Source organism: Haloarcula nitratireducens, from assembly GCF_019599505.1.
The window spans coordinates 471,177-493,290 of the sequence record NZ_RKLT01000002.1 but is presented as its reverse complement, the minus strand read 5'-3'; the positions used below and the strand labels follow the sequence as shown (position 1 = coordinate 493,290).

Below are 22,114 nucleotides of genomic sequence, written 5' to 3'. Positions count from 1 at the left end.
GCCTGCGCGACCCCTATTCGAGCGAGAACATATCACGCAGCGGCCGCGCTCGACCGGGGGCTTTCTGGCTCTCCACGGGTTCTCTCGTTCGACGATTTACGACCCGGAGCCCAAAAACGACGCCTCGAACTAGAAGGCGCGGTGGTACTGCACCGGCGGTTCGACCTCAGCGCCCAGTTCCTCGGCGGCGTGGAGCGCGAAGTACGGATCCCGGAGGTGCTCGCGGCCGACGATGGCGAGGTCGGCGCGGTCGGTGCCGACGATGGCCTCGGCCTGCTGGGCGGTCGTGATGCCGCCGACGGTGCCGACGCCGATATCGGAGTCGGTCTCCTCGCGGATCCGCTCGGCGTACTCCAGTTGGTAGTTCGGGCCGGCGTACGGCGGCGTGGAATCGGGCGCGATGGCCCCGCCGCTGACGTCGATGAGGTCCGCGCCGACCTCGCGGAGGTCGTCGGCCAGTCGCACCGAGTCCTCGACGGTCCACGACTCGCGGTCGGGGAGCCAGTCCGTCGCGGAGATGCGGACGAACACGGGCTTGTCGTCGGGCCACACGTCCCGAACGGCGGCGGTGACCTCGCGGGCGAGGCGGGTCCGGCCCTCGAAGTCGCCGCCGTAGTCGTCCTCGCGGTGGTTGGTCACGGGCGAGCAGAACTCGTGGAGGAGGTAGCCGTGGGCGGCGTGGACCTCCGCGACCTCGAAGCCGGCGTCGAGAGCCCGCTCGGCGGCCGCGCGGAACGAGTCGATGACCGCCTCGATGCCGTCCTGATCGAGCTTCTCCGTCTTCGGAGCCTCGCCGTCCTCGTAGGGCCACGGGTCGTCGCTCGGGCCGACGACGTCCCAGCCGCCCTCGTCGGGGCCGAGCGGGTCGTGGCCCTCCCACGGGCGGCTCGTCGAGGCCTTCCGGCCGGCGTGGGCCAGCTGGATGGCCGGAACGCTCCCTTGCTCGCGAACGAACTCGGCGATGGGTTCGAGCGCCGCCGCGTGCTCGTCGCTCCAGATGCCGAGGTCTTCGGGGGAGATGCGCCCTCGCGGCTCGACGGCGGTGGCTTCGGTCATCACGAGGCCCGCGCCGCCGACGGCCCGCGACCCGAGGTGGGTGCGGTGCCAGTCGGTGGCGAGGCCGTCGCGGTCCTCGCAGGAGTACTGGCACATCGGCGAGACCATGATCCGGTTCGGTATCGTCGTCTCACGCAGGGAAAGCGGAGAGAACAGCGCTGTCATCGGCGGCGGTTAGCGGCCGAGTCGGATAACCGCAGGGACGGCAGCGGTCCCTGCCGGGGAGTCGCGGTCAACGCGTATCTAGCAGGCGATAGCCCTTTTCCGGGGCCGAGCGAGGGCTCCCGTATGACCGTTGCCCCCGACCCAGCCGAGATATTCGAGCGGGCCGCCGAGGAAGGGGAGCGGCGGCTGGACCAGACGCTACTGGAACTGGTAGCGAACAGTTTCATCGCCGGGTTCACCGTCGTCTTCGGCATCGTCGCGCTCGGTATCGTCGAGGCGCTGATCCCGGCGCGTTACGGCGGCATCGTCGCCATCGGCGGGGCGCTCGCCTTCGGCGTCGCCCTCGTGTTTCTCATCGTCGGCCGGACCGAGCTGTTCAACGAGAACTTCTTCGACCCGGTATCGGCGATAGTGAGCCGCGAGGATTCCCGGGCGATTACGCCGCTCTTGCGCCTGTGGACGCTCACCTTCGCTTTCAACCTCGTCGGCGGTGGCCTGTTCGCGCTCGTCTTCACCATCGACGGCACGTTGCCAGCGGGCGCAGTGGAGATACTGCGTCACACCGCGGAGGAGATTGCCCACCGTACGGCGACCGCCGAGTTCGCGAAGGGCATCGTCGGCGGCGCGCTCGTCGCCCTGCTCTCGTACCTCTTGGCGGCCGTCAACAGCGTCGGCAGTCGGATGACCCTGGCGTACGTCGTCGGAGTGCTGCTGACGCTCGGCCCCTTCGACCACGTCATCGTCACTATTCTGCACGTCCTCTTCGGCGTCCTCTTCGGCGCCGACATCACCCTGACGAGGCTGGCTATCTCGACCGTCGCCGTCACCGCCGGAAATCTCGTAGGTGGAGTCGGACTCGTCACTTTCTCTCACGTCGCCGAAGTGGCCGGTGCCGACGACTCGTTCGGATGACCGGCTCGGAGCGAGCCGATAGACGGACGGAGGCGCGGACAGCGAGCGACCCGACGGTTACCGGAGAACCGCTTGCCCCACACGTGTCTCAGAGAGGTCGAAGTCGAAGCGGTCGGTCCACAGCAGGCCCGCGCCGAGCAGTATCGCCAACCCGACGGGGACCCAGTTCGCGTAGAAGAGGTTGATGCCGCCCCAGAGGAGGACGAAGCTCACCAAATCGTCGAGCATGAACTCACAGGTTTCGAGACGACGGCGGAGGCCGGTCCGGTCGAAGCCCCAGTCGAACAGCAGGACAGCGACGGTCCCCGAGAGGAGCCACCCCTCGTAGTTCGACCACGGGACGCCGTAGAACTGCCCGACGTCGTACTCCCAGAAGCCGATGGCGACCGCGCCGGGGTCCAGCACGAGGTCGACGAGCAGGACGACGGCGAGCGTCGCCAGCAGCCGCGGGAGCGCGGACTCGCCGCGCCGGCCGAGCAGGAGGAGGACGAGCAGGTAGGCGTTCAATACCAGCGGGAAGAAGAACACCGGCAGGCCCAGCGGGACCTCCCCGAACAGCATCGGTCCCAGATCGACGCCGTAACTGAACTCGCCGTAGGGCCAGCCGGTCCGCACGCCGACCAGCTCGATGCCGTAGGAGTACGCCGTCAGCGCGACCAGCGCGGCGGTCGCACGGCGGTCGAGCAGCGGGAAGACGCCCGCGACCAGCGGCAACCGCATCACCATCGTCCCGAAGAGGACGAAGAGGGGGTTGTACGCGAGCGGCGGCGGGAGCAGTCCCTCGGCACTGGCGAGCAGCGTCACCGCCCCGACGAGGGGAAAGACGACGGCGATGGTGAAGCGGTGTTCCCGGACGAGCGCGTCGAGGCGCGCGGTCGCGGTCTGTCGGTCGGCCGACGAGAGCCACGTCGCCCACCGCTCGCACCACTCAGCCATACAGCATCACCCACAGGCCGAGGAGCGTGAACGCCATCCCGACGAGCGTGTTGACCGCCGGGTACCACCAGTACGCCGCCTCGACGTCGACGCCGGCGGCGAGGACGCCGAAGACGAGCACCGGGTAGACGAGCAAGAGCGCGCCGAACGCCCAGTGCGTGAGCGCGAACGTCGCGGCGGCCGCGAGCCAGCACGCCGCGCAGTAGTAGTAGGTCCTCGACGCGCCCAGATACGTCGCCGTCGTCCGGATGCCCGCCTCGCGGTCGGGTTCGATGTCGGGGATCGCCGAGAACGTGTGCATCCCCATCGTCCAGAGCCACGCCCCGGCGACGGCGCTCGTCGGCGGCGCGACGCCCGCGACGGCGGCGTAGGCGACGACGCCAGGGAGGACGTAGAGGCCGTTCGAGACCGAGTCGAGGAACGGCGTCGTCTTGAACCGCAGCGGCGGCGCGGAGTACTCCACCGAGAGGAACGCCCACGCGAGCAGTGCGACGACGCCGAGCGTCGGGAGCCACGGGAGGAACGCGGCCGCGAGGAGCCCCGAGCCGACGATCGTCCCGAGGACCACCGAATCGCCCCGATAACTGACCTCGCGCCCCTCGTCTTTCTTCGGGTTGTGCTCGTCCGCGTCCCGGTCGAAGACGTCGTTGACGCCGTAGAGGAAGACGTTCGCCGGGAGCGCGAAGTAGAGGAACAGCGCGACGGCCAGCGGCGAGAACAGCTCGCCGAGGCCGGCGGCCGCGTAGGTCACGGCGACGACGACGGGGCCGCCCTGATAGAGCCAGAACCGCGGCCGCGAGAGGCGCAGCAGATAGCCCAGACGCGTCTCGGCGGCGGGGGCGAGCGACGCGAGCCGGTCGGTGGCGAGTGTCATTCGTGGTCGCTGATGAGCCGCTCGGCCGTGTTCTGGCCGCTGATGAGACACATCGGCATCCCGATGCCGGGCGTGGTAAAGGAGCCCGTGAAGTAGAGGCCGTCGACGGCCGACGAGCGGTTGTTCGGGCGGAGCAAGGCGGTCTGCCGGAGCGTGTGGGCCAGCCCCAGCGCGGTGCCCTCGGTGGCGTTGTACCGCTCGCCGAAGTCCGAGACGGCGAACTGCTTCTCGTAGACGACGCGGTCGCGCAGGTCGACGCCGGTGTTCTCGGCGATGTCGGCGAGAATCTTCTCGCGGTACTCCTCCCGGACGGCGTCGCCGTCGTGGAGGCCGGGCGCGACGGGCACGAGGACGAAGAGGTTCGAGTGGCCCTCGGGCGCGACGCTGTCGTCCGTCTTCGAGGGGACACAGAGGTAGTACGCCGGGTCGTCGGGCCAGTCGGCCTCCTCGAAGATGTCGTCGAAGTGCGGCTCCCAGTCGGTCGGCAGGACGAGCGTGTGGTGGGCGAGCGGCTCTACGTCGCCTTCGACGCCCATGTACATGAGGAAGGCGGACGGCGCGTAGGTCCGGTCGTCCCAGTAGCCGTCGTCGTACTGGCGCTCGTGGTCGGGCAGGAGTTCGCGCTCGGCGTGGGCGTAGTCGGCGTTGACGACCACCTCGTCCGGGTGGAGCGTCTCGCCGTGGACCGTCTCGACCAGGAACCCCTCCTTCCGGCGGGCGATCTCCGCGACTTCGGCGTCCGTCTCGTAAGTGACGCCGAGCCCCTCGCCGAGTTCGACGAGCGCCTCGACCACCGACGCGATGCCGTCCTCGGGGTAGTAGACGCCGAGGTTGAAGTCGACGTGGCTCATCATGTTGTACAGCGCCGGCGTGTTCTTCGGCGACCCGCCCAGAAAGACGAGCGTGTACTGCATGATCTGCTGGAGCTTCGGGTGGTCGAAGTAGTCCCCGACGTGGCCCTGCATCGACCCGAGCAGTTGGAGGCCGATGGGGGCAGCGGTCAGCACGTCTAAGTCGACCCAGTCGCGCAGGCGCGAGCGGTCCTCGTAGACGAACTTCTCCATGGCCGTCTCGTAGTGCCGTTCGCTGGTGGCGAGGTAGTCGTCGAACGCCTCGGCCGCACCGGGTTCGTACGCCTCGAACTTCTCGCGCATCTCGGCGTTGTTCCCGGTCACGTCCAGCCGGTCGCCGTCCTTGAAGAAGACTCGATAGTGGGGGTCTAAGCGTTCGAGGTCGTAGAAGTCGCTCGGCTCCTTCCCGAAGTAGGCGAAGAAGCGCTCGAACACGTCGGGCATCAGATACCACGATGGCCCCATGTCGAACTCGAACCCCTCCGCTTCCAGCCGGGAGGCCCGGCCGCCCAACTGCTCGTTCTTCTCCAGCAGGCGCACCTCCGCACCGGCGTCAGCGAGATAACAGGCCGCCGAGAGTCCGCCGAACCCGCCGCCGACGACGACTACCTCCTCACTAGACAGGTCACTCATTACGTACATCTGGAGGCCGGGCCAGCAATAAACCCGCGGCCAAACAGATTGGGGTGACAGCGTAGCAGGGGGTGACGAACGGCGAGGGGAACACGGGTTCGAGCGGTCCCGGTGCAAACTGAGATGAAGATGGCACCCCAACGCAGAGCTATGAACGACGCGACGGTAGTCGTGACCGGAGCGAGTCGCGGAATCGGGAGAGCGGTCGCACGCGCCATCGCGGCCGCGGGCGGCCACGCCGTCGTCTGTGCCCGCGACGGCGACGCGTTGGACGCGGTGGCCGACGACATCGCCGCGGCGGGAGGGCAGGTGACCGCGATGCGGGCCGACGTGCGCGACGAGTTCGACGTCGAGCGACTGGTAGAGCGGGCGGCGCGAGCCGGCGGGAAGATCGACGGCGCGGTCGCCAACGCGGCCGTCTATCACGGCGACGCGGGGGAGACGCCCCTTCCCGAGGAGTCGTACGCGGCCTTCGACGACCACTTGCGGACGAACGCGCGCGGCGTGTTCGCGACGATCCGCGAGGCGGTTCCCCATCTCGCTGCCGACGCGCGCGTCGTCGTTCCGACCGGTGCCGTCGCCAGGCGAGGGACGTCAGGTTACGGGTCCTACGCCGTCTCGAAGGCCGCGGCGGAGGCCGTCGCTCGCGGCTTCGCGGCCGACCTCGACGCGACGGTCGGCGCGATCGATCCCGGGCAGGTGGCGACCGACCTCTCGGGCGGCGGTGGCCGCGACCCCGACGACGTCGCCGAGATGGTCCTGTGGGCCCTGACCGACGCCCCCGAACCGACCCTCGACGGCGCTGTCCTCGACTGGACGGACTATCGGGACGCGACCCGGTGAGCCCGACCGAGGGATTTATTAGTAACACCACACTGGTATTCAGTAATGCCTATTAACGAAAATATGGATTTTAATAACAACGCCCGCCCCTCGATACTCGGCGTTCTCGGCGTCCTCGGCCTGCTCGCGCTGTCGGCCGTGGCAGTCACCGGCGGGGCGCAGAAGGTCCTCGTCATCTCGTGGGTCGCGTTCGTGGCGATGGCACTCGGCGCGTGGCTGGGGACGCGCGCCGACCGAACGAACCCTCACCGGCTCGTCTGGGGCTACGGGCTGGCGAGCGGCGCGATGGTCACCTCGGCGGCGATGTTCCTCGTCCCGCAGGCGATGGGACTCGGGACGGCCGCCGGGACGCCGCGCATCGGCGGGATCGGCATCGCATTCGGTATCGTCGCCGGCTACGGCACCCACACCGTCGGCCACCGGCTGACGCATCTCGATACGTCCTTCGATACGACCACGGCCGCTATCGCCGCCCACGCGCTCTCGGCCGGGCTCATCATCGGTCTCGTCTACGCCTCGATGCCGACGCTCGGCTTGTTGCTGGGTCTGGCCATCGTCTCGCACAAGGGACCGGCCGGGTACGCCGCCGCGCGCCGGCTCCGCCGTGACGGCAAATCGGCGACGGCGCTGTTGCTCCCGGCGGCCGGCGTCGGACTCACCGCCATCCCGTCGGCCCTGCTGACGCTCCCGGAGACGCCGGTCGCCAGGGCCGTCGTCTTCGGCTTCGCCGCCGGCATCTTCCTCCACGTCGCCATGGATTTCCTCCCCAACTGCGAGGCCGGCAGCGAGATCGACGAGGTCTGTTCGCTCCACGAACACTCCCACGACCTCTTAGACCGGCTCCGGACGCACGCCGTCGGGTCGACGGTGACCGGCGCGGTGCTGGTCGTCCTCGCGTGGGTCGCGGTCGCGCCGTAAACAGGCCGCTCACCTCCGGGTCTCGGCGCGCAGACGGCTCTCAGACGTGCTCGGAAAGCCCTTCCTTTTCGAGCAGCTCTTCGGCCCGCGAGAGGTTCCGACGGAGGGCGTCTAGCTCGTCGGTCAGTTCGCTGTATCGGGCCGACTGCCGTAGCGTCGACCGGTCGACGCTCTGCTCGATGTCGTGCTTCTTCGTCACCACCGCTAACAATCGACGCTCCTCGGGATTGTACGTCGCACGCCGCTGTAACGTCTCGAAGAGGTCGTGTAGCTCTTCGGGACTCGTCAGCGGTTTCATCCGGTACGTATCGTAGTAGACGTCGAGCAGTTCCTCGTCGGGTTCGAGCGCCGACAGCATGGCGATACGGCAGTCGATGTCTCTCTGTCGGATCGTCTCGGCCACTTCGTCGCCCGAACGACCCGGCATCTGCCGGTCCAGCAACGCGAGGTCGACTGACTCGTCGAGTAGCCGTATCGCCTCCTCGCCGTCGTAGGCGACGCGAGTCGAGCACGTATCGCGGATCCACTGCTCGTAGGCGTCGGCGAGCGGCTGTTCGTCGTCGACGACCAGCACCGTCGGTTCGGCGCTCTCGTCCCGTCTCGCGTGTTCTTCCACACAGGATCCACCGTCGACCACGGCTCTACTCATGCCCCCGCTCGACTAGTTGGGAAGGAAACCGACGGTTGGTGCGAACTCTCGAACGATAGCGGAGAGTGTCTCATCGGTCTCCGACTCGGAGATGGACGTAATAAAAGACTGTAGTCGCTCCCGTCGGTTGCACGCTACAGACCGCACTGTCTCGGTCGCTACCCCGCATATCCGACGAAATAGAGCCAACGGCGTTCGTCACCTCGTTCGACCGTTGCACCGAGATTAGTTCGGGGAAATCGTCCATTTATACGCCGCATGGACCGTATAACGGGACAGAGGCCCTCCGACGCCGGGCGGACGCCAAGTTCGTTCGACGCGAGCGCGCTCCCGGTCGCTTCGACTCTCGGGCGCTCTCACCAGCCAGTGACGCTCGTCACGGCCCCGACTCCAGTCACCGATAGCCCCCGCGACCGGCCGGGCCGTCGGCCGCTCGCCCGTGGTTCGGCCCGCCGACCCTCGGCTCAACGAGCGGTTTAGGACGTGGATAAGCGACCGATAGCGGGCCGCGAGCGGGCAGGGGAGCCCTCAGGCGGTCAACCCGCCGCCGAGAGGACAGCGAAAACGTCGGCGCGGCCTACGTCTCGTCGTCGTTGAGTCCGTCGTTCGGGAAGCACTCCCCGAGGTCGTGGATCATGTCGATGGTCTCCGTCATCGTTTCGGCTTCGATGTCTTCGAGAGTCTCGATCTCGTCGAGCGCGCGCCGGAGGAGCGGCAGACTCAGGCGCTGGTCGAGGTGGCAGACCGGGAGATACAGGTCGTCGAAGTCCTCGGGCGGGATGCCCGACGTCGAGAGGAGGAAGTAGTCGTCGAGGTCGGCGATGTCGTCCGTCGGGAAGTCCGCTTCCTCGTACGGTATGCGGGGCTCTGCCTTCGTCGTCCCACGGATCGTCGGTTCGTGCAGCGTGAAATCTGGCATTGCGCTTCGAAGGACGTGACAGAGCCCGATAGAAGCATACCCGGCAAATGAAAGCAGATCGGCTCAGTTGTACTCCCGCCAGCGGTGGCCGCACTCCTGGCACTTGAAAAAGCGCGTCGGCGGTTCGTCGGCCGACCCGGTCTGTTTGATGGTGTACCACGCCTTCCCGTGGCCGCACTCGTCGCAGGTCACGTCCTCGGCGGTGGGTTTCCCCTCGAAGTTCGCGCCCTCCTCGGTCTCGATGACGTCGTCGTCGCTCTGTTCGTCCGTCGTGACGAAGTCGGCCGCCCGGTCCTCGTCCTTGGCGACGCGCGCGCCGCAGGACTGACAGACCATCTCGCCGCCGTCCGCGTGCATCATCGAACCGCAGTCGTCGCAGAATTGCATAGCCGCCACTGGGCGGTCCCCGCAAAAAGACGTTACTCCTCGTTGCCGAGCCGGCGCTGTTCGGCGACGACCGGACAGTCCAGCAGCCGCACCGTCTCCATGTCGAGAAACTCCACGATCTCGGTGTCCTCGCGCGTGCACCCGACTTCCGGCGGGCCGGAGAAGTGCTCGCACCGCTCGCAGTAGCGGTGTTTCGAGACGTCGGCGTAGCGAGTGACGCCGGCGGTCTCTCGCCCGTCGCCGTCCTCGGCGAGCGACGCCCACACCTCGTCGGCGTCGACGGAGCCGACGTCGACCGCCTCGAAGACGCCCTCGCCGGCGCCGAAGGGGTCGCCGCCGCGGGCGGCCATCCCCGAGAACGGGTCGGTCTCCCCCGCCGAAAGCGGGCCGTCGTCCGTCACCGCTTCGAGCTCCTCATCGAGCGCGAACTCCTCGGTGACGGCGTCGTCGGCCGTCCCGACCGACGGTTCGTCGGCTTTGTCGGGTGCGCCCAGATGCTCGAACGGGTCGCCCTCTCGGTCCGCCGGTTCGTCGAACTCCTTGAACGGGTCGTCGCGGTCGTCGTCACTCACCGTCCGGACCGGCCTCCAGTTGCGCGGCGGTGACGAGCCGCGCCTTCGTGCGGAAGATACCGCCCTCCGGTCGCACGTCCGAGACGGTCGTCCCGCAGTGGGGACACTGCGGATCTGTCAAGAGGGCGATCTCGACCGACTCGCCGCAGTTCTCACAGGCCGCCGTCGAAGCGCCCTCCTGTGCCGCGGCGCGCTTGATGCGGTCGACGGCCCGCTGATGGCTGTCACGGCCGCCCTGGTCCTCCCGGAGGTCGCTGACGACCCACGCGACGCGCTTGAGCTTGTCCCCGACGTCGTCGAGCCGGTCCTCGACGTCGCCCGACCCCGCTTCGAGATCGTCGATGCGGCCCGACTGGTCGGCGACGCTCTCTTCGACGCGCTCCGCGCGGTCGATGAGCTCTCGGCGTAGTTCGGTCACCTCGCTCTCGAGTTCGGCGAGCGCGTCGAACTCCGCGTGGTCGTGGTCGGCCGGGGCCTTCTCGTCGGTTTCCCGCTTGACCTGAACGACCCGTTCGCGCACGTCCTCGATCTTGGCTCGAAAGTCGGCTTCGACGGCGGCGATGCGGTCGTCGAGTCGCCCCTCGACGGCGTCGGCGATCTGCGGGAGGCGGTCGCCGACGGCCGGCTCCGCCGTCGTCTCGACCTGCCCGTCCAGCGCGTCGGCGACGGCGGCGCTGACCGCGGCGTCGAGCTGGTCCTGCATCGCGTCCTCGACGGCCGCTTCGACGTCGACGAGCCCCGATAGCGATCCGTCCTCGAAATCGGCCGCGGCCTGATACGACGCCAGCAACTGTCTGACGACCTCTTCGCGGGGGACGCCGAGCGTCGCCGCTCGCTCGTCGAGCCACTCGTCGAGTCCCGGCGACAACTCGACGGTGACGGCCCCCTCCTCCGTCGACTCACTGGCCATGGAGTACGGTTTGACGAACCTGCTAGTTAAGCGTTTGCCGCCCATTTCAGCGTCCGAGACTGGGACCAGACAGCCCGAGAAGGAGGTCTCAGCGGATCTTGCGCACGTCGCTGATGTCGAAGCCGGCGTCGCCGATCTCGGTCTCGAACTGGACGATGTTCTCCTCCTCTATCTGCGAGAGGACGCCGCGGAACTGCTTGACGACGAGCGTCCGGGCGCGGGTGGAGCCGCCCGATTCCCAGGAGAACTCCATCGTCCCGTGAGCGGCGTCGCTCAACTGCCCCTCGCGCACGTCCGAGAGCGTCTCGCTGTTGAGGTGTAAGAGGATGAGCCCGCCCCACTCGTGGGCCGCTTTCTGGAGGCCGGAGACGAGGTACGTGATGTCCGTCCAGTCGATGTCCCGGCCCAGTCCGTTGATGAGGTCCGACAGCGAGTCGATGAGCACCAGATTGCCGGGCGCGACCTCGCTGAGTTTCTCGCCCAGCGCCCCCAATAGGTCGTCGCGTTCGTGGCGCGCCCGCAGGTCCTTAATGGTCGGCGTCTCCTCGGCGTACCACTCTCTGGGCACCGGGCTCACGTGGAAGTACCGCTCGGAGAGGTCGTGAAACTCGACGCCCGCGAGGCCGGCCTCCAGCAGTTCCTCGTCCATCGCCAATCGCATCTCGGCTTCGAGTTGCCCGCCGCTCGCGGTGAAGGAGACGTAGTGGACGGCCTCTGGGACGACGGCGTCGGCCGACGGCGACCCGTAGTGGAGGTCGAAGAGGTCGCCGTCTTCCTCGGCCAGCCCGTTGATGACCGCGCTCGTGTGCATGAACTCCCGCGTGCCGGCTCCGGCCTCTCCCGAGAGCAGGACGACGCTACCGGCCGGCGCGCCGCCGTTGACGACGGCGTCCAGTTGCCTGACGCCGAACGGGATGCGCTCCATACCGCCAGTGGCTCGTGCGGTCGCTTAAACGCTTGGCTCACGCTACCACGATTGGTAACGGGACGGTGGGCTACTACCCCTCGTTCAACTTCGCGCCCGTGTTCCGCGGGGCGACCACGTACACGTCGCCGTCGACGCCGGCCGCGTCGAGGGCGTCCGCACCGGCCGCTCGTGCCGCCGCCGCGCCGTCGGCGTCCGTCAGCCCCCAGACGGTCGGCCCCCAGGAGGACTGGCCCGCACCGGTCACCGTCGGCGCGTCTGCGAGGGACTCGACGATGGTGCCCGCCGGCGGGCGATAGACGCCGCCCTGCTCGTCGGCGTACCACGCGCCGTTGAGACGGCCGAGTCGAGCGGCGGCCGCGCCGAACCGGCGGCGGTCCCGCGTGGCGATGGCCGGCAGGAGTCGGCGGGTGAGCAGTGTCGATATCTCGTCGGCGATACCGGGGTCGGCCCGTTCGATGGCCTGCCGCATGCTCCGGTCCTCCTCGCTCCCGCTCTGTCCGGGGTCAGTATCTGGGACGACGACGAGGAACCGCCAGCGAGCCGGTACGTCGTGACGGGCCAACACCGGCGGCACGTCCCAGTCGCCCTCGGCGGGCGGTTGGGCGGTAAAACGTTCGGTGGGGTGGCCGCCGTCGACGACGAACCCGCCGTTCTCGAACGTGGCGACGCCGATCCCGCTTCGGCCGCCCCGTCCGAGCCCTGGTGCGGCCGTTCGGGCGTCCGCGGTCAGGTCGTGCGCTCGCGCCACGGCGACGAGGGCCGCGAGCGCCAACTGGGTTCCGCTGCCGAGGCCGACGTGGCGCGGGAATCGCTCTTCGACGGTGACGCGCGCCCCGGGTACGTCGAGCGTCTCGACGACGCGGCGGGCGTACGGTTCGACGGCGGCGTCGTCGCACGCTATCTCCTCGCTCGCCTCGGCGGTGACGACCAGCCGCGGCTCGTCGAGCGCGAGGCCGACGCCGCCGTAGAGGCGATCGTGGGCGAGCGAGAGGTTCTGAAAGCCGAAGTGGAGTCGCGCCGCGGTCGTGACCGTCGCCATCGAGTGCCGGTTCGGGGCGAGCGGGAAAGAAGGTACTGTCGGCGGTGGGATTCGCCACGGACGAGAGTGCGGGACGGTACCACGATTACAAGGCGTTTAAGATGCCCCGCGGCTTCCCTCGAAGTATGAGCCAGCAGGAACGCCGCGAGCGTCCGGAGAAGGACCCGGACCTGCGGAGCAACGAAGTCACCGAAGGGGTCGAGAAGGCCCCCCACCGCGCGATGTTCCGCGCGATGGGCTACGACGACGAGGACCTCGCCTCGCCGATGGTCGGCGTCGCCAACCCCGCCGCCGACATCACGCCCTGTAACGTCCACCTGGACGACGTGGCCGACGCCGCCTACGAGGGCATCGACGACGCCGGCGGGATGCCGATCGAGTTCGGCACCATCACCATCTCCGACGCCATCTCGATGGGGACCGAGGGGATGAAGGCGTCGCTCATCTCCCGGGAGGTCATCGCCGACTCCGTCGAGCTCGTCTCCTTCGGCGAGCGCATGGACGGCCTCGTCACCATCGGCGGCTGTGACAAGAACATGCCGGGGATGATGATGGCCTCCATCCGCACGGACCTCCCCAGCGTCTTCCTCTACGGCGGTTCTATCATGCCCGGCGAGCACGACGGCCGCGAGATCACCATCCAGAACGTCTTCGAGGGCGTCGGGGCCGTCGCCGACGGCGAGATGAGCGAGGACGAACTCGACGAGATGGAACGACAGGCCTGCCCCGGTGCGGGCTCCTGCGGCGGGATGTTCACCGCCAACACGATGGCCTCTATCTCCGAGGCGCTCGGGTTCGCGCCGCTCGGGAGCGCCTCCCCGCCCGCCGAACACGAGTCGCGCTACGACGTGGCCCGCGACAGCGGCGAACTCGTCCTGGACGTCGTCGAGAACGACCGCAAGCCCTCCGACTTCCTCACCATCGAGAGCTTCGAGAACGCCATCGCGCTGCAGGTCGCCGTCGGCGGGTCGACTAACGCCGTCCTCCACCTGCTGGCGCTGGCCGCCGAAGCCGGCGTCGACCTCGACATCGAGCAGTTCAACGAGATCAGCGCCCGGACGCCCAAGATCGCGGACCTCCAGCCCGGCGGCACCCGGGTGATGAACGACCTCCACGAGGTCGGCGGCGTCCCGGTCGTCCTGAAGGCCCTCGACGACGCCGGCCTGCTCCACGGCGACGCGCTGACGGTGACGGGCAACACCATCTCCGAGGAACTGGAAGCGCTCGACCCGCCGGCCATCGAGGACCTCGACGTCGACTTCCTCAACACGGTCGAGAACCCGATCCACGAGCGCGGGGCCATCCGCATCCTCTCGGGCAACCTCGCGCCCGACGGCGCGGTCATCAAGATCACCGGCGAGGACCACCTCCACCACGAGGGGCCGGTCCGCGTCTTCGAAGAGGAATCCGGCGCGATGGAGTACGTCCAGGAGGGCAACGTCGAGAGCGGCGACGCCATCGTCATCCGCAACGAGGGACCGCGCGGCGGCCCCGGCATGCGCGAGATGCTCGGCGTCACGAGCGCCGTCGCCGGACAGGGCCACTCCGAGGACGTGGCGCTCCTGACCGACGGTCGCTTCTCGGGCGCGACCCGCGGTTTCTCCATCGGGCACGTCGCCCCCGAGGCCTACGTCGGCGGCCCCGTCGCCGCGCTGGAAGACGGCGACACAATCACCATCGACATCGACGACCTCGAACTCTCGGTGGACCTCTCCGACGAGGAACTCGAAGAACGACTCGCCGACCGCGACACCCCCGAACCGAACTACACGAACGGCGTGCTGGCGAAGTACCACCGCGACTTCGGATCGGCGGCCAACGGCGCGGTGACGAACCCCGGTGCGAAGTGGGAGTGACGGGCCGCGCCGGCGGCGGTTTCGCGGACGACGTGTAACCCGTTCTGAATTTCGTACCGGGAAATCGCTGACGGACGGCGCAACGCCCGAGTAGTAGGAGGCCCAAGCAGGGGGTGTGACCGAAACGTACGTCTGTGCCAACTGCGGTGCGACCGCCACGCGCTCCTTCGGCGTCCGGTCGATCATCCGTACCTGCGACGACTGCGGGGAGAACGGTCGGTTCCTCCACCGCTCGCTGGTCGATTCGCTCTCCTCGCTCCCCGACGACGAACTCCCGGAGAACTGGGAGTCGATGGCGCTGGACGACCGCTTCGAAGAAGCGCTGAAACGCGGCCTAATCGAGATTACGCGGAGCTAATCCCTATAGATTTGTAGCGACTGGACGGCCCTTTCTAAATTTACATTTTTGACTCAGCGTAGGTGTTTCTATTGTCAATTAGTTCTCTCGTATCACCACGAGGATTATCAACCATTGGTGTTCGACGACTAAGCATACGCCGAGCGTAGCGAGGCGTTTCTCCGGACGCGAACGTAGTGAGCGTCCGGCAGTTTTTCCCCACGTTTTTACAAGGAGCCCTCCCCGCAGCGGGCCGTAGGCTCGCGAGGAAGGGCGACGCCGTAAAAAGTAGTAGTGGGACCGCCGAGATTCGAACTCAGGTCCGACGCACCCCATGCGCCGAGGATACCGCTACCCCACGGTCCCGCACTCGGGAGGAGGGGGGTGTTTTAATTAAGGGCTTCGCTTCGCCGCCGCCGTGGGCCGCCGTGTCGGGGGTCAGACCAGCACGCGTTCGAGGGCGACGACGGTGCCGCTGTCGGCGTCGGGGTCGCCGACCAGCGTCCCGAGACAGACGGCAGCGCCGTCGGGGGTGTAGCAGGCGACGAGCGATTCCAGTTCGAGGGTGGCGTCGCCGACTTCGGCCGGGGACGCGTCGATGACGCCGGGGCCGAACACCGACGCGCCGTTGGCGACTTCACGGGCGGCGCTGGGGGCGATGGTGACCCGCGGCAGGTGGACGAGCGCGCGTTCGGCGGGCCGGATGGTCTCGCGGAGCGGGGCCGTATCGTCGTCCGCCTCGGCGAAGGCCAGCGCGTCCACGAGGTCGTGCATCGTCGCGAGGTCGCTATCGTCGAAGGTGCCCGTGGCGGTGCGGCGGAGGTCGCCCATGTGCGCGCCGGTGCCCAGCGCCAGCCCGATGTCGTGACAGAGCTTCCGGACGTAGGTGCCCGACGCACAGCGGACGCGGAGGAGCGCGCGGCGGTCCTCGCGTTCGAGGACGTCGAGGGCGTGGATACGGCGGGTGCGTAGCTGCCGTTTGACGGCGCTCTTCCGGGGCGGTTTCTGGTAGATCTCGCCCTCGAACTCGGCGACGACGCCCTCGAAGTCCGCGGGGGCGTCGCCGTGGAGTTCGAGGACGGCGACGTACTCCTTGACGGCGTCGTCGAAGACGCGGGCCATTCGGGCCGCGTCGCCCAGCAGGATCGGGAGACAGCCGGTGACTTTCGGGTCGAGCGTGCCGCCGTGGGCAACGCGGTCCTGTCCGGTGGCGTCGCGGACCCACGCGGCGACCTGGTGGGCCGACGGCCCGGGCGGTTTATCGAGGTTGACGACGCCGAACGACCGGAGGGCGTCGGGATCGCGGTCGTCGGGTGGGCCACGGACGGGCATCGTCAGAACTCGTACCGGATGTTCTCGATCGGGGCTTTCCCCTCGTCGCCGTCGGCGCGGTAGGAGTCGATGGCGTGGAGCGTCACGCTCAGGACGCCCTGCGGGTCCCAGCGGGCGGTGTTGACCGAGAGGTCGTAGATCGAGAGGTCGTCGAAGTCGATGTCGTAGTAGTCGTTGTAGCGTTGCGCCTCGCTCTGGCCGCGCTCTGCGGTCTCGGCGCGGGCCTGGTCGAAGGGCTTGTTCTCCCGCTGGGCGATGCGGTCGGCGCGGACGTCGAGCGGCGCGGTGAGCCAGAGCTTGATGTCGGCGTACTCGCCGGCCATCCAGCCCGCGAGACGTGACTCGAGCACGAGGTCGTCGCGCTCGGCGGCGATGTCGCGCAGGCGGCAGTCGAGGTCGCGGTCGATCTGGTCGTCCTCTTCGGCGGCCTTGTTCAGTTCCAGCGGCGTCATCCCCCGTTCCTCGGCCAGCGAGCGGAAGATGTCCCCGCCGCTGACGTGGTCGTAGGAGAGCGCGTCGGCCAGGCTCTTGGCGAGTGTGCTCTTGCCACTGCCGGCCGGGCCGGAGACGGTGATCAACATGGTCGTTCTCCGGGGGAGGCGATAAAAGGAGTTGTGTCTTCACGCGGCCGCGGACCGCTCCCACGGCGATACGAGCGACGGCGAAGTTAGCTCGCCGTCGGGCTGGTCTCGACGTTGAGCGCCTTCCGGATGATCTGGGTGAACGAGATGGAACAGAGGAAGTACCAGACGATCCACGCCTGCATCGGTCCGGCGACGCCCTCCTGCCAGCTGGCGACCTCGCCGAGGATGGGGAACGTCATGACCGGTGCCTCGACGGACATCCCGGTGCCGAACACCATCCAGTAGATCCAGAGGAAGACGGGGATGTTGATGAGCATGATCCAGACCATCGGGCGGAACATGGCGAACATCGACCCCATCTGCTCGGTCATCGCCTCCATCTGCTCCTGTTCGATGCGCTCTACGGCCTCGTCGTCGCCGCGCTCCTTGGCGTCTTCGAGGCGGTTCTGGATGTCTTTGATCTGTTCCTGACTGTCCTGCATTCCCTCCATGTCCATCAGCTGGTCCTGCAGAATCGAGGACGTGGTGCCGGTGAAGACGGCCAAGACGAGAATGACGACGTAGAACGGGAGGATTTCGGCGAGCGGGCCGAGCGCGATGTCGATGACGCCGCCGATGGCGTCACGGACCGACGTCAGCGAGTAGCCGGCGAACAGCCCCAGCGTCGCGAGGCCGGCGAGTTTGTCCCACGTGCTCCAGCCCCCGTCTTCGTCGTCCTCGGCCGGTTCGGGATCCGATTCCTCGAGCGCCTCGCGGACGCCCTCGGGGTCGTCGACGACGAACCCCTCGCCGTCGGCGTCGATGAGCAGGCCGGATTCGATGAGTCGACCCCACTCGCCGCTGGTGAGGTCGTCGCTGACGTCACTCCACGTGACGGTGCCCTTCTCCTCGGCGACCGAGAGGACCGTCGCGAGCGCGTCGGTCATCGCTTCGCCTTCGTCGGCGAGTCGGTCTACCTTCGGCGCGGTGCGTGCCATTGTACTGTGTTCAGCGATGACGGCTTATCAACGTTTATTATACGCGGGCGTCGACTGCGGTTTCGATGTCGTCCCAGACCTCGTCGGGGGGCTGCTCGCCGTCGATGATGACGAAGGACTCGTTGTTCTCGTAGTGGTCGATGACCGGCGCGGTGTTCTCCTCGAAGACGTCCAGTCGGTTGCGCACCGACTCCTCGTTGTCGTCGTCGCGCTGGATGAGCTCGCCGCCGCACTCGTCGCAGACGCCCTCCTCCTCGGGCGGGTTGAACTCGACGTGGTAGTTCGCGCCACACTCGTCACAGACCCGGCGGCCGGTCAGGCGCTCGACGAGTTCCTCGCGGGGGACTTCCAGCGAGAGGATGACGTCGAGGTCGGTCATCCCTTCGAGTTCCTCGGCCTGATCGAGGTTGCGCGGGTAGCCGTCCAGCACGAACCCGTCGTCCTGTGAGAGGGCTTCCTCGACGATGGCGTTGACCACGGCGTCGGGCACCAGGTCACCGGCTTCCATGTACTCGCGGGGCGTGTCGTACTCCGTGTCCATGTCGCTGATGTCCATGTCCTTGTTGTTCCGGAGCGCGTCGCCGGTGGTGACGTGTTCTACGTCGTACTCCTCGGCGAGGTTCGCGCTCTGAGTTCCCTTGCCGGCTCCCGGCGGTCCGAGAATCAGGATTCGTGGGTTCGACATGCCCGCGAGTTCTGCGGCGCGCGTTAAATGGTTGTCCAAACGCGATTCGAGTGGGGGATGCCGGTCTCTGGCCTCCGCGACCCAAATCGCTAAACTCGTCGCGGCGCACGCTACTGCATGCTCGACGCAGGCGACCCGGCTCCGGAGATCAGCGCACAGAACCAGTACGGCGAGACGGTCAGCCCGGACTTCTCGGCCCCGACGGTCGTCTACTTCTACCCGGAGGACTTCACCGGCGGGTGTACAATCCAGGCCCGCGACTTCCGAGAGGTCCTCCCGGAGTTCCGCGAGGGCGGTATCACCGTCTACGGCGTCTCGATGGACGACGTGGCGACCCACGACGAGTTCGCCGAGGAGGAGGGACTGCTGTTCGACTTGCTCGCCGACCCCGAGGGCACCGTCGCCGAGGCGTTCGGACTGGACACGAGCGGGGGCCGCACCGGCCGACGGACGTTCGTCCTCGCCGACGGCGAGGTGAAGGCGGTGTACGACCCCGACCGGTCGGACCCGTCGGGACACGCCGAGGAAGTGCTGAACGACACGCGCAACGAGTACGTTCAGGGCGGATAACCGGTCGGAGCGGACGCCACCGTCGAGCCCCTCAGAGCCACGGCGTCTCGGGGTCGACCGGGTTCGAGGGGGCCTCCCCCTGCAGGACGGCTGCGACGTCGCTGGCGACGCCCCGCGAGAGGTCCGCGCGACTCTCCTCGGAGTACCAGCCGACGTGTGGCGTGAGAACCACGTCCTCTCGGTCGAACAGCGGGTTGTCCGGGGACGGCGGTTCGCTGTCGAGCACGTCGAGCCCCGCTTTCGCTATCTCCCCGTCGTCGAGCGCCGCGACTAACGCATCCTCGTCGAGGACGGGTCCTCGCGACGTGTTGACGACGATGGCGTCGTCGCGCATGCGTTCGAACTCCTCGGTCGAGAACAGGTGACGAGTCTCCTCGAAGAGCGGCGTGTGGACCGAGAGGAAGTCCGAGCGGTCGAGGAGTCCCTCGAAGGAAACCTTCTCGACGCCGTAGTCCTCCATCGTCGCCGCGTCGACGTTCGGGTCCTGCGCGACCACGTCGAGCCGATAGGCGCGGAGCTTCGAGGCGAGGCGGCGAGCGATGCGACCGAACCCGGCGAGCCCGAGCGTGCGACCCGCCATCCGGTGGAGCGGCTGGCCGGTCGCCCAGTCCCACGTCCCGTCCTTGACTTCCCGGTCGTAGTGGGGGACCGCTCGCACGCAGGCGAGCAGCAGCGAGAGCGCGTGGGTCGACACCTCGTCGAGGCAGTAGTCGGGGACGTTCACGACGGTGATATCGTTCGCGGCGGCCGCGTCCACGTCGATGTTGTCGACGCCGATGCCCGCCCGCCCGACGACGCGAAGCGTCTCGGTCCCCGCGAGGGCGGCCTCGGTGATAGGCGTGCCCGCGTCGACGATGATGCCGTCCGCGCCCCGGACGGCGTCGGCGACCGCCGACTCGGTCTTCTCGTCAAGTATCTCGATCGTCGCGCCCGCGGCTTCCAGAATTTCCGATTGCGTCGTCGGGTCGACCGTCTTGTTGTCACAGAGAACGACCGTGTAGCTCATACCGGCGCTTCTCGCGGGCGCTACAAAGAGACTGTCCCCGACATCACGCCGGCGGCCCGTCCCACTCCTCACCGGCGTCCCGCGGCTCGTAGCCGATGGTCTCGCGGGCGTGTTCGAGGTCGTCGAGCCAGCGGCGCTCGTTGCCGCTGACGCCGTAGAAGTGGTCCCACTCGACGGACTCGTCCTCCAGACAGCACTCGACCATGTGCGCTAGGTCGCGGCGGGACTGCCAGAGCCCCTTCAGTCGGGCGACCTGCTCCTCGTAGTCGTCGCTGCCCCGCTCCCAGCGGCCCTCCTCGACGCCGCGCTCGGCGTCGCCGTAGGGGTGGTCGTACTCGGGGTCGCGAACCGAACCGATGCGGAGGGCGTAAAAGCGGACGTCGTGGGCCTCGGCGGCGAGTCGTCCGAGGTCCTCGCCGTAGGCCTTGGTGAGGCCGTAGCGCGAGTCGGGCCGGTGCGGTTCGTCGTGGCCCGCCCGCACGCCGCTGTCATGATATACTTCGGGTCTGTTGCGCATCTCGACCATCCCGACCGCGTGGTTCGAGGAGGCGAAGACGATGCTGTCGAGGCCGGCGTCGACGGCGGCCTCGTAGACGTTGTGGATCCCCTCGAGGTTGTCAGACTGGGGCTGTGACCACGCCAGCGACCGGTCCTCGGGGCCGCCGGTACCGGGCGTCAACGCGAGATGGACGACGGCGTCCCGTCCGTCGAAGTGCGGCCGAACGTCGTCGTACTTGCGCACGTCGGCGATCAGGTCGGTGCGGTCGCCCGGCTCGACGTCGAGGCGCGCGAAGTCGTACTGCTCGCCGAGGTGGTCCGTGATCGCCGTGCCGACGGTGCCGTTCGCACCGGTGAGGAGAACGTCCATACGTTGCCTTCGAGCGACAGCCGTTTAGGTGCCCGCCGTCCGAACCCACCGCGACCGATACTCGGCCGAACGTGACCGTTCGACTGGTCGGCCACAAAACATATTCGACAGTCCGAGAGAAGAGGGACAATGCGACTCAACTTTCTCCGCCGGCTCAGAGCGGCGTTTTCCCGGGACGACCCCGCGACCGGCCAGGCGTCGAATACGCCGGACTGGTCGACGACGGCGCTGCGGACCTGCCCGGACTGCGAGAAGACGTTCATCGTCGACGAGATGGACGCGTGCCCGGACTGCGGGACGGCCGTCGAGGTGACGCCGACCGAGCGGGACCTGGGACTGCGGTAGTCGAGTCGCCGAGCGGGCGCGGCGGTCGAGTCAGAAAATCTGCGCGCCGCGACCGATACGAGTCTGGTAGACGCGGGCGTCGATGCCGCGGTCGGCGAAGGCGTCGAGCATCGTGCTGGCGATGGCTCGCTGCCGGTCCTCCTCGCAGGCGGCGATGACCGTCGGCCCGGCCCCGGAGATGGTGACGCCCGTCGCGCCGGCCGAGAGCGCCGCCTCCCTGACCTCCTCGTAGCCGTCGATGAGTTTCGCCCGCGAGGGCGTGACCACCGTGTCGTGCATTCCCTCGCCGACGAGTTCGGGGTCGTCCCGGTGCATCCCGGTCGTGAGCGTGGCGGCGTTGCCGACGGTCTCGACCAGTTGCTCGACGCGGGCCGTCTCGGGGACGACCCGGCGGGCGTCCCGCGTCGAGACGACGATGTCGGGGAGACAGGCCACCAGCGGGATGGACGCGTCGACCTGCCGGACGCCCGCTTCGGTGGCGATAGTGAACCCCCCCATTATCGAGGGAGCGACGTTGTCGTCGTGGGCGTCGCCCGAGACGACCGCCTCGCCCTTCGCGGCGATGGGCACCAGTTCCTCGCGGGAGTGGCCCCGGTCGTACAGTTCGTTGAGACCGACGGCCGCGGCGGCGGCGCTCGCCGCCGAGGAGCCGAGTCCAGACGCCGGTCTGACGCCCTTGTCGATCTCGATGTGCGCGGGCGCGTCGAGCGCCTCGGCGACCGCGCCGACGGTGTTCTTCTCCGGGTCTTCGGGGATGAACTGGCTCCCGGCCCCGGTCACGTCGATGGTCGTCCGGTCGGCCTTCGAGAGGCGGACGACGTCCGCCGGGCGCTCCAGCGCGACGCCGAAGACGTCGAAGCCACTCCCGAGGTTCGCGCTGGTGGCCGGCGCCCGGACGGTCAGCATGCCTGCGATTTTCCACAGTATCATCAAAAAGGTAGCGAACCGCCCCAGCGGCCCGC

25 protein-coding genes and 1 tRNA gene are annotated in these 22,114 nt (G+C 68.2%); 7 read left to right on the top strand and 19 right to left on the bottom strand.

Going from position 1 to position 22,114, the window contains the following annotated elements:
* Positions 1-129 precede the first annotated feature (129 nt).
* Positions 130-1,221: an NADH:flavin oxidoreductase/NADH oxidase gene (locus tag EGH23_RS09250; protein ID WP_220579708.1), complete on the bottom strand. Its 1,092-nt coding sequence runs from the start codon at positions 1,219-1,221 to the stop codon at positions 130-132.
* Positions 1,222-1,344: 123 nt separating this feature from the next.
* Here EGH23_RS09250 and EGH23_RS09245 point away from each other — a divergent pair, with 123 nt between their 5' ends.
* Positions 1,345-2,133 carry a formate/nitrite transporter family protein gene (locus EGH23_RS09245; protein ID WP_220579707.1) on the top strand — a complete coding sequence of 263 codons (789 nt, stop codon included), beginning with the start codon at positions 1,345-1,347 and terminating at the stop codon, positions 2,131-2,133.
* Between the two features lie 57 nt (positions 2,134-2,190).
* On the opposite strand, the gene cruF is transcribed toward EGH23_RS09245, so the two are convergent.
* Genes cruF through crtD form a run of 3 tightly spaced genes read right to left on the bottom strand, consistent with a single transcriptional unit; the run spans position 2,191 to position 5,427 of the window.
* Positions 2,191-3,069, bottom strand: coding sequence for a bisanhydrobacterioruberin hydratase (cruF, locus tag EGH23_RS09240; RefSeq protein ID WP_220579706.1), 879 nt, complete (start codon positions 3,067-3,069; stop codon positions 2,191-2,193).
* Positions 3,062-3,943: a prenyltransferase gene (locus EGH23_RS09235; protein ID WP_220579705.1), complete on the bottom strand. Its 882-nt coding sequence runs from the start codon at positions 3,941-3,943 to the stop codon at positions 3,062-3,064. The genes cruF and EGH23_RS09235 overlap by 8 nt, the downstream gene beginning before the upstream one ends.
* Entirely contained in the window at positions 3,940-5,427 is a 1,488-nt protein-coding gene (gene crtD / locus EGH23_RS09230; protein ID WP_220579704.1) for a carotenoid 3,4-desaturase, read from the bottom strand. Before crtD ends, EGH23_RS09235 begins: the two co-directional genes overlap by 4 nt.
* Positions 5,428-5,577: 150 nt before the next feature.
* Here crtD and EGH23_RS09225 point away from each other — a divergent pair, with 150 nt between their 5' ends.
* Both EGH23_RS09225 and EGH23_RS09220 read left to right on the top strand, forming a co-directional pair.
* Positions 5,578-6,270: an SDR family NAD(P)-dependent oxidoreductase gene (locus tag EGH23_RS09225; RefSeq protein ID WP_236044716.1), complete on the top strand. Its 693-nt coding sequence runs from the start codon at positions 5,578-5,580 to the stop codon at positions 6,268-6,270.
* A gap of 63 nt (positions 6,271-6,333) precedes the next feature.
* The gene (locus tag EGH23_RS09220; RefSeq protein ID WP_220579702.1) at positions 6,334-7,188 is read left to right on the top strand and encodes a ZIP family metal transporter; all 855 of its coding nucleotides are present in this window, start codon (positions 6,334-6,336) and stop codon (positions 7,186-7,188) included.
* Between the two features lie 40 nt (positions 7,189-7,228).
* Here the strand turns inward: EGH23_RS09220 and EGH23_RS09215 are convergent, their stop codons facing one another.
* The 7 genes from EGH23_RS09215 to EGH23_RS09185 all read right to left on the bottom strand — a co-directional run bounded on the left by EGH23_RS09215 (position 7,229) and on the right by EGH23_RS09185 (position 12,592).
* The gene (locus EGH23_RS09215; protein WP_220579701.1) at positions 7,229-7,837 is read right to left on the bottom strand and encodes a response regulator transcription factor; all 609 of its coding nucleotides are present in this window, start codon (positions 7,835-7,837) and stop codon (positions 7,229-7,231) included.
* 577 nt (positions 7,838-8,414) lie between these two features.
* Positions 8,415-8,756, bottom strand: a complete 342-nt coding sequence (locus EGH23_RS09210) for a hypothetical protein (protein WP_220579700.1) — start codon at positions 8,754-8,756, stop codon at positions 8,415-8,417.
* A gap of 63 nt (positions 8,757-8,819) precedes the next feature.
* Positions 8,820-9,143: a transcription factor S gene (locus EGH23_RS09205; RefSeq protein ID WP_220579699.1), complete on the bottom strand. Its 324-nt coding sequence runs from the start codon at positions 9,141-9,143 to the stop codon at positions 8,820-8,822.
* A 32-nt stretch (positions 9,144-9,175) separates the two neighbouring features.
* Positions 9,176-9,715: a DUF8135 domain-containing protein gene (locus EGH23_RS09200; protein ID WP_220579698.1), complete on the bottom strand. Its 540-nt coding sequence runs from the start codon at positions 9,713-9,715 to the stop codon at positions 9,176-9,178.
* On the bottom strand, positions 9,708-10,625 hold the full coding sequence (locus tag EGH23_RS09195; RefSeq protein ID WP_220579697.1) for a TFIIB-type zinc ribbon-containing protein: 918 nt from the start codon (positions 10,623-10,625) through the stop codon (positions 9,708-9,710). The genes EGH23_RS09200 and EGH23_RS09195 overlap by 8 nt, the downstream gene beginning before the upstream one ends.
* 88 nt (positions 10,626-10,713) lie before the next feature.
* Positions 10,714-11,550, bottom strand: coding sequence for an RAD55 family ATPase (locus EGH23_RS09190; protein ID WP_220579696.1), 837 nt, complete (start codon positions 11,548-11,550; stop codon positions 10,714-10,716).
* A gap of 73 nt (positions 11,551-11,623) precedes the next feature.
* Positions 11,624-12,592, bottom strand: coding sequence for a beta-ribofuranosylaminobenzene 5'-phosphate synthase family protein (locus tag EGH23_RS09185; RefSeq protein WP_220579695.1), 969 nt, complete (start codon positions 12,590-12,592; stop codon positions 11,624-11,626).
* A gap of 125 nt (positions 12,593-12,717) precedes the next feature.
* On the opposite strand from EGH23_RS09185, the gene ilvD reads away from it, so the two are divergent.
* Positions 12,718-14,448, top strand: coding sequence for a dihydroxy-acid dehydratase (gene ilvD / locus EGH23_RS09180; protein WP_220579694.1), 1,731 nt, complete (start codon positions 12,718-12,720; stop codon positions 14,446-14,448).
* A gap of 115 nt (positions 14,449-14,563) precedes the next feature.
* Positions 14,564-14,806, top strand: a complete 243-nt coding sequence (locus EGH23_RS09175; protein WP_162317874.1) for a hypothetical protein — start codon at positions 14,564-14,566, stop codon at positions 14,804-14,806.
* 274 nt (positions 14,807-15,080) lie between these two features.
* Here the strand turns inward: EGH23_RS09175 and EGH23_RS09170 are convergent.
* The 5 genes from EGH23_RS09170 to EGH23_RS09150 all read right to left on the bottom strand — a co-directional run bounded on the left by EGH23_RS09170 (position 15,081) and on the right by EGH23_RS09150 (position 18,363).
* Positions 15,081-15,151: transfer RNA gene (locus EGH23_RS09170), tRNA-Pro, on the bottom strand.
* Between the two features lie 72 nt (positions 15,152-15,223).
* Positions 15,224-16,117 carry an RNA-guided pseudouridylation complex pseudouridine synthase subunit Cbf5 gene (locus tag EGH23_RS09165; protein WP_220579693.1) on the bottom strand — a complete coding sequence of 298 codons (894 nt, stop codon included), beginning with the start codon at positions 16,115-16,117 and terminating at the stop codon, positions 15,224-15,226.
* Positions 16,118-16,119: 2 nt separating this feature from the next.
* Positions 16,120-16,698: a (d)CMP kinase gene (gene cmk / locus EGH23_RS09160; RefSeq protein ID WP_220579692.1), complete on the bottom strand. Its 579-nt coding sequence runs from the start codon at positions 16,696-16,698 to the stop codon at positions 16,120-16,122.
* 86 nt (positions 16,699-16,784) lie between these two features.
* Complete coding sequence (locus tag EGH23_RS09155) at positions 16,785-17,678, bottom strand: DUF106 domain-containing protein (protein WP_220579691.1); 894 nt, start codon at positions 17,676-17,678, stop codon at positions 16,785-16,787.
* Positions 17,679-17,715: 37 nt separating this feature from the next.
* The gene (locus EGH23_RS09150) at positions 17,716-18,363 is read right to left on the bottom strand and encodes an adenylate kinase (RefSeq protein ID WP_220579690.1); all 648 of its coding nucleotides are present in this window, start codon (positions 18,361-18,363) and stop codon (positions 17,716-17,718) included.
* A gap of 117 nt (positions 18,364-18,480) precedes the next feature.
* Between EGH23_RS09150 and EGH23_RS09145 the strand changes: the two genes are divergently transcribed.
* The gene (locus EGH23_RS09145) at positions 18,481-18,933 is read left to right on the top strand and encodes a peroxiredoxin (protein WP_220579689.1); all 453 of its coding nucleotides are present in this window, start codon (positions 18,481-18,483) and stop codon (positions 18,931-18,933) included.
* 31 nt (positions 18,934-18,964) lie between these two features.
* On the opposite strand, the gene EGH23_RS09140 is transcribed toward EGH23_RS09145, so the two are convergent.
* On the bottom strand, positions 18,965-19,939 hold the full coding sequence (locus tag EGH23_RS09140) for a C-terminal binding protein (RefSeq protein ID WP_220579688.1): 975 nt from the start codon (positions 19,937-19,939) through the stop codon (positions 18,965-18,967).
* A 43-nt stretch (positions 19,940-19,982) separates the two neighbouring features.
* Positions 19,983-20,807: an NAD-dependent epimerase/dehydratase family protein gene (locus EGH23_RS09135; RefSeq protein WP_220579687.1), complete on the bottom strand. Its 825-nt coding sequence runs from the start codon at positions 20,805-20,807 to the stop codon at positions 19,983-19,985.
* A gap of 129 nt (positions 20,808-20,936) precedes the next feature.
* On the opposite strand from EGH23_RS09135, the gene EGH23_RS09130 reads away from it, so the two are divergent.
* Entirely contained in the window at positions 20,937-21,152 is a 216-nt protein-coding gene (locus EGH23_RS09130; RefSeq protein ID WP_220579686.1) for a DUF2089 domain-containing protein, read from the top strand.
* A gap of 30 nt (positions 21,153-21,182) precedes the next feature.
* Here EGH23_RS09130 and EGH23_RS09125 read toward each other — a convergent pair whose 3' ends face one another.
* Positions 21,183-22,058, bottom strand: a complete 876-nt coding sequence (locus EGH23_RS09125; RefSeq protein ID WP_220579685.1) for a homoserine kinase — start codon at positions 22,056-22,058, stop codon at positions 21,183-21,185.
* Positions 22,059-22,114 lie beyond the last annotated feature (56 nt).